Annotated in this window: 4 protein-coding genes; 2 read left to right on the top strand and 2 right to left on the bottom strand. The window is 71.8% G+C overall.

Features of this window, described 5'->3' with window-relative positions:
• A partial coding sequence (locus tag ACTWPP_RS44875) for an alpha-amylase family glycosyl hydrolase (RefSeq protein ID WP_443110597.1) occupies positions 1 to 283 on the bottom strand: 283 nt, incomplete at its 3' end.
• Positions 284 to 822: 539 nt separating this feature from the next.
• On the opposite strand from ACTWPP_RS44875, the gene ACTWPP_RS44870 reads away from it, so the two are divergent.
• Positions 823 to 1239 (top strand): hypothetical protein, encoded by a 417-nt coding sequence (locus tag ACTWPP_RS44870; protein ID WP_443110596.1) that lies wholly within the window; start codon positions 823 to 825, stop codon positions 1237 to 1239.
• Positions 1240 to 1246: 7 nt separating this feature from the next.
• A complete protein-coding gene (locus tag ACTWPP_RS44865; protein ID WP_443110595.1) occupies positions 1247 to 2086 on the top strand; it encodes an STAS domain-containing protein in 840 nt (279 codons plus the stop codon).
• 96 nt (positions 2087 to 2182) lie between these two features.
• On the opposite strand, the gene ACTWPP_RS44860 is transcribed toward ACTWPP_RS44865, so the two are convergent.
• Positions 2183 to 2450: hypothetical protein (locus ACTWPP_RS44860; RefSeq protein ID WP_443110594.1), on the bottom strand; the 268-nt coding region annotated here is incomplete at its 5' end.

Here is a 2450-nt window from a genome sequence, read left to right as displayed (position 1 = left end):
CGCCGAGCCATTGCAGGTGGTCGAGTTTGCTGATCAGGCCGCGCAGGTCGCCGTAGCCGTCGCCGTTGGAATCGGCGAACCCGCGTACCGACACCTCGTAGAACACCGCCGTCTTGAACCAGTGCGGCGTGCGCGGCGTCTTCTCGCTGAACGGGTCAGGGAGCGCCCGGGTGGCCGGTGCCGCGGCGCCCGCCCGGGGGCCGTCGGCCCGCAGGGCCTTCGTCTCCGGCTCGGTGACCTGGTCGGACGTGCGGGTGGTGAGGTTCTTCGGCTGGCCGTGCATGGGTCACCCCGGGTGTGTTGGAGACATCTAGATCAGCAATTCCCGCAGTCCGCGTCCGCGACGTTCGCGACAGGCAACCATCCGTAAAAATCTCAGTACGGTCCGTGACCGTCGATCCGGTTTCGGGGCCCGCAGGCCCGGCCGGACGGGACGGGCCACGCCCAAGCACGGGGTAGATCGCGCCGTGTCCGGCCGCGGCGGCGGCGGCGCCCCCGCGGCCGGAAGGTCATCGCCTGGTAGCGGCCCGGCAGGGCGCGGGAAAGTAGCGCAAAAACACGTTGATCCACGGCCCGGTCACTGGCGCGCACCGCTCGAAATACTTGCCGCGCGACGGTTGTGTCATGTCCGTGTTTTTAGCTTCGTCGCTTTTTCTGTCGCATGCCTCGGGTAGGTCATTTCCAAGCTCAGAACCTGCCGTGCGGTTGACGCCTGTGCGATTGACGCCTGTGACGCTCGTGCGGTCGACGGCGGGGCGGTTGACAAGTCCGGACGGAACGATTTCGTCCAAAGCGATCGGAGGGACAGTGGAGCGCTGGGAGATGTCGCCATCGGTCGTACCGACGCGCGATGACCTCGTGGCGCGGCTGCGCGTCCGCTTCGCCGATGTTCCGGCGGAGAACGTGCGCCGTTGCGTGGACGACCTGTGGTGCTGCTGCACCCATCTCGGGGTGCGGCCCGAGGAACGGACCATCGAACGCCTCGCGGCGTCCCGGCTGACGGGCGTCGTGCGGGGAGGGCGCCCGCCGTATCCGGACGGGCGTCCCGCGTCGAGACCGCCCGGCTCCCATGCCGCCGCCCATGGTCCGGTGGACGCGCGCCCCGCGGGCGCGCGGGCGCCCGCGCCGCCGCTCGCGCCGGCCGGCCCGGCCGCCGGTCCCGCCGCGTCCGGACCCGGTGACCTGACCGCTTCGCCCCGGCCCGCCCACGCGGCCACGAGTACCCCGATCGGGATGTGACTGACACATGAAGGACACGACCGTGGCGGGCCTGACCATCGAGACCCGGCGAGGGTTCATCGTGCTGGGCCTGCCCGCGCAGATCAGCTGGCAGAACTACGCGGGGATCAGGGAGGGGGTGAGCAGGGCGCTGTCCCTGGCGTCCGCGGGCCGGGCCCGGGGCGGCGGACGCGGCGGAGTCGTCGTCGACTTCGGTGACGCGGTGCTGCTGGACGCCGCCGGGCTGGTCCTGTTGGCCCGCGCGGAGACCCGGGCGCAGCTGCTCGGCTGCCCGCTGCGCGCCGTGGTGCCCGCCCTGTCCGCCCACGTGCGGCGGGCGCTGCAGCTCACCGGCCTGAGCCGGCTCGTCCCGGTGTTCGCCGACGTCGCGTCCGCCACGGCCGCGCCCGTCCCCGGCGGGGGAGCGGGCGACGTGGACACCACGCACGTGCTGGACGCCATCCGGGCCCTGCATCCGGGCGACGCCGGGCTCACGCCCACCCCGCCCGCCCCGTCCGAACTGATGATCACCACGACGGCGGCCGGGGACGGCGACCACACGGTCGTCCACCTGTCGGGCATGCTGGACGAGATCACGGTGCCGCGGCTCGGGGACACGCTCACCAAGCTGGTCGAGGCGAACCTGCGGCATCTCATGGTGCGGATGCACGACCGGCTCGGCGTCCGCTGCGACCCGCTGCCGATCCTGCTCGGCATCCGCTGGCGCGTCGCCGCGGAGGGCGGCTGCCTGTCGCTGCCGGCGCTGCCCGCCAAGCTCCGCCGGATCATCGACCGCGAGGGTCTCGGCTCGGTCTTCACCGGCTGCCGCTCCCTCGAAGACCGCCTGCTCGCCGCCGAGCCGGTCTGAGGCCCTGCCGGTCTGAAGCCGTCTGGGACCGCCTCTGAGACTCGTCGTCTATGAGACTCGTCTCTGAGACGCCTCTATTCCGGCTCAGCTTCGGGCTCAGTCTCCGTTCAGGCGCAGCCTGTCGGCGGCGGCCCGGAGCGGACTGCTGCGGCGCGACTTCGGCGTCGTCCCGTTCGCCTCGACACTGCTGTTCTCCACGCTGTTCCCATCGGCCCGCACACGTTCGCCGTTCCGCTGGAACGTGAAGATGTGTGCGGGCCGTGTGTGGGGGTCGAGGTGGACGTAGTTGGAGCGGTGCCAGGTGTAGGTGGTGCCGTCGAGTTGGTCGGTGAGGGTGTGGGGTTGGTGGGGGTCGTCGGGGAGG

Origin of the sequence: Actinomadura sp. 3N407 (assembly GCF_052245875.1) — a bacterium.
Taxonomy (GTDB): Bacteria; Actinomycetota; Actinomycetes; order Streptosporangiales; family Streptosporangiaceae; genus Spirillospora.
Note: the sequence above shows the minus strand (reverse complement) of the source record. Positions and strands in the feature narration are given on the sequence as shown.

What these genes read in the sequence shown, in the direction of transcription:
- ACTWPP_RS44870 (WP_443110596.1), top strand. Translation starts at nt 823, where the DNA reads ATGTCGCCATCGGTCGTACCGACGCGCGATGACCTCGTGGCGCGGCTG.
- ACTWPP_RS44865 (WP_443110595.1), top strand. Translation starts at nt 1,247, where the DNA reads ATGAAGGACACGACCGTGGCGGGCCTGACCATCGAGACCCGGCGAGGG.